The organism is Ferrithrix thermotolerans DSM 19514 (assembly GCF_900128965.1).
Classification (GTDB): Bacteria; Actinomycetota; Acidimicrobiia; order Acidimicrobiales; family Acidimicrobiaceae; genus Ferrithrix; species Ferrithrix thermotolerans.
In genome coordinates, this window is the sequence record NZ_FQUL01000068.1 from 1 (window position 1) to 3,698 (window position 3,698).

The window sequence follows — 3,698 nt, forward strand, 5'->3', positions numbered from 1 at the left end:
CTTTCCAGCTGTCGGAGATCCAAAGCAACCTCAAGGGCGTAACACAAAACCCATATGCTAACATTACGCCTGAGACCTGGTACTTTGTAAAGTAAGCAGAGTAAGAAAGTTAGGTAATTACTTAGAAGAAGTGCCCTTAGGCACTTCTTCTAAGATATAGAGCACAACTACGGTTATTTGTCTCATTGAGTTTCTTGTAGCTTTATTATCGTTTAGGCTCTACTCTCCTTGTTGGCAATGGCATCAGGGAGAAAGTCAATAGGTGAAGGAGAAAGGGAATCTGTGAAATACGCGTCAAAATCAGACAATGACTCTTCATGGGAGTCCCTAGATTGACTCGGTACCTCCTGCGACGTATCGTACAGTCCCTGATCGTCATACTGGGCGTATCGATAATTGCTTTCTTCCTTCAGCACATCATTCCAGGTGGAGAAGCCAGAGCCCTTCTAGGACCACGAGCCACCCAAGCCCAGATCGACGCCTTCAATCAACAAAACGGATTGAATCAACCTGTATACGTACAGTACTTCGATTATCTCGATCATCTTGTACACGGAAACCTTGGACGTTCCTATAAGCTGAACGAACCTGTCACCTCGGTATTGCGCCAGGATATGCCAAAATCGATCCTTTTAGTCGGATCGGCTCTCATCCTTTCGATCCTTATTGCGTTGCCCGTCGGCGTTGCGCAGGCAGTACGACGGAACCGCACCCTCGACTATGTGGGGACAGGGTTATCGTTCTTTCTCTACTCGATGCCTACGTTTTGGGCGGGTCAAATCGTGATTCTCATATTTGCCGAAAAGCTCAACCTATTTCCTGCCGAGGCTCCTCAGGGATCGACGCTCGGACAGATCCTCTCTCAACCTTCAGGCTTGGTGCTCCCGATAATCACGCTCGCACTGATCACCTATGCTTCTTTTTCTAGGTACATGAGATCTTCTGCCATTGAGGCGTTAGCCCAGGACTGGATCAGAACTGCTAAGGCAAAGGGTCTCTCAAATAAAGCGATACTGTTTCGCCACATGCTCAGAAACGCGCTTATACCAATTGCAACGTTGGTGGGACTATCTCTCCCCGGAGTCTTTACAGCAGGACTTGTAACTGAGCAAGTATTCAACTTCCCTGGAACAGGTCTTGACTTCTACAACGCAGCTGTGAGCCGTGACTTTCCCCTACTGCTAGGCATTATCCTCATAGTTTCAGTTGCTACAGTAATTGGTAATCTACTAGCTGACATAGCCTACGCTGTATTAGACCCAAGAGTAAGGTACTCGTAGGTCCCAATGATGGAGAATTTTTCTGACGATAATCAAATGATGAAGAATGGTACCAAGGTATGACAAAAGCTGAAGACAAGCTAACAAGTCTCGATGACGAGATAATCTCACCAAATGGACCAGAAGGAGGAGAGGCCCACGAGAGCGAAAGCGCTCTTGCTCTCATCCTTAGAACCTTTTTAGAGAACAAGCTAGCGATCATCGGACTCGCTTTAGTTGTAGGCATGGCCATCTTTTGTTTCATCGGTCCGCTCCTATACCACACGAATCAGGTCTCCACGACCTACGCAATAAACCTCCCCCCAGGCAAGGGACATCCACTAGGCACCGACGAGAACGGTCGAGACGTTTTAGGGCGGCTAATGGTCGGGGGTCAAAGTTCCTTGGAGATTGGACTAGCTGTCGCTATAATCGCTACTCTCTTTGGGGTGATATGGGGCGCAATAGCAGGCTATGTGGGTGGTAAGGTGGATTCGGTGATGATGCGTATCGTAGATGTATTTCTATCGATACCGTCTCTCTTCCTACTTATATTCTTAGCTGCCGCCTTTACCCCCAACATCGTCATCCTCGTATTGATTCTCTCATTCATATCATGGCTTTCTCCATCCAGGCTGGTTAGGGGAGAAGCGCTGTCTTTACGAGTCAGAGAGTATGTAAAGGCCGTGAAAATCATGGGCGGTGGTCCAACACGAATCGTCGTCAGGCACATAATTCCCAACACGATCGGTACGATTGCTGTAAACGCAACGTTTCAAATCGCCGATGCCATTTTGGTGCTCGCGACCTTAAGCTACTTGGGTCTTGGCCTACCTCCGCCGGCAGCTAGCTGGGGTGAGATGCTCTCCAATGGTGTTAACTACATATACGACGGATACTGGTGGTTGATCTACCCCGCAGGCTTTGCGATCATCATAACAGTGATAGCGTTCAACTTCATTGGCGACGCTCTCAGGGACTCCCTGGAAGTTCGCCTTCAAAAACGGTAGTTGTTCGTTATTACAGGTCTCTGCTAGTGTAGTGCGCACGCTAGCGGCACTAATTCGGTGTGAGGACAATACGGTACCCTTGGTGTTCAACGGAGCCAAGGGTATCGTGTATTGAGATCCCCTAACTACGCAAAGGGTTCCCCCAAGGTCGGTCTGGATGAAAAGGCGTGAAGTGAAAGGGCACGGGGATCTCGTCGAGTTTAGGCGCATCCGCACCATCGAAACACTTCGGATCCCCGCTTTTCGGAAGCCAACTAAAACACCACCGAACATCGCAAATAAAGCGAAAGTAAATCTCATCAAAGGGAGTACTCGGGGTCTAACTAAAGTCCGTCACGAAATAAAGCACAGAACTCCCCTCACTTATGCAATCTGTAAAGCAAGCTTACCTGTTGAAAAAACCTAGCGATATGGAGTTGGTCTCCCGAGTGCTGCTACTATCCAGCCAAATTAGTAGATATCAACTTAAGTAGTTTGGTTACTGTCTTGGTGTGGACTGTAGAACGTGCTTGCCATAGAAACTCTACCGTCAGACCCTAACTTGGCGATGATGCCAGAGAACACCACGGCTCGCAAGCCAAGGGATTTAAGCTTTGATCCCTTCAAGGAGGTGGTAGACGAGCTCGTATTGCCTCTTTCGGCTCCCGCAATCCTTGAACGTCTTATCCCACTTGGCTATGGGGGCAAAGAAACAGCAGCGAGAGACTTAGTAGGTAAAGATCCATCCCTCAGTTTCTCCATGCGCGATTGCAGCCAGACGCTTTGAGATCGCACCAGACCATCAACTACAGTTCGACTGGGAGTTCCTTCCCAACGTTGACCTGGAGAAGCTATGAGCAGCGCATCCCTTGCCTCGTAGATGCCCTTGGTTGCTTACGCTAAAGCAACCTCGAGTTTCCAATGGCAAGAGACGTCTATGGTCTTAAGGCAGTATCTATCAATAGTTTCTACCACTTTGGTAGTACCGTAGATGTCAGGTTGAAAGAGCACATGAAGACGGTGGTCGTCGGAAAGAGATTGTGAAGATGGATGGGAGTACAACTCTCACACCGAAGATCTTTGTGAGTTCAACGTGTCAAACCTCGGCTCCAGTCGGCAACACTTTGGGGGCACACGACTGACGTTCACAAACGTTCCTTGCTCGATCAGGAACACATGATGACCAAGACCTATGACAAGAGTAGCTGTAAAAAGAGCGGCGTATCGAGATCCGAAGATCAGCGAGGCGATACTGCTTGGTTGGGTTCTTACTCTTTGCTTCGCCTCCTCCTCGTTAGCGAGCCTAAGAGCCCGGCCTCAGAACCTTCGTGTTCTTCACATACTGAGCCCCGGTTAAATCGAAGGCTTAAGTAAGATGAGAAAGTACCAATCAGTAAAATCTCGGTTGTGTGCCTAAAGTTGTGCAAATAGGCCATAGAGTCTTTGGAAC

Annotated in this window: 3 protein-coding genes; all 3 read left to right on the forward strand. The window is 48.5% G+C overall.

Features of this window, described 5'->3' with window-relative positions:
- Positions 1 to 317 precede the first annotated feature (317 nt).
- Positions 318 to 1,280 carry an ABC transporter permease gene (locus tag BUA24_RS11495; protein WP_072792720.1) on the forward strand — a complete coding sequence of 321 codons (963 nt, stop codon included), beginning with the start codon at positions 318 to 320 and terminating at the stop codon, positions 1,278 to 1,280.
- A 59-nt stretch (positions 1,281 to 1,339) separates the two neighbouring features.
- On the forward strand, positions 1,340 to 2,269 hold the full coding sequence (locus BUA24_RS11500) for an ABC transporter permease (RefSeq protein WP_084660469.1): 930 nt from the start codon (positions 1,340 to 1,342) through the stop codon (positions 2,267 to 2,269).
- Positions 2,270 to 2,819: 550 nt separating this feature from the next.
- On the forward strand, positions 2,820 to 3,035 hold the full coding sequence (locus BUA24_RS11505; protein ID WP_143146554.1) for a hypothetical protein: 216 nt from the start codon (positions 2,820 to 2,822) through the stop codon (positions 3,033 to 3,035).
- Positions 3,036 to 3,698: the final 663 nt, after the last annotated feature.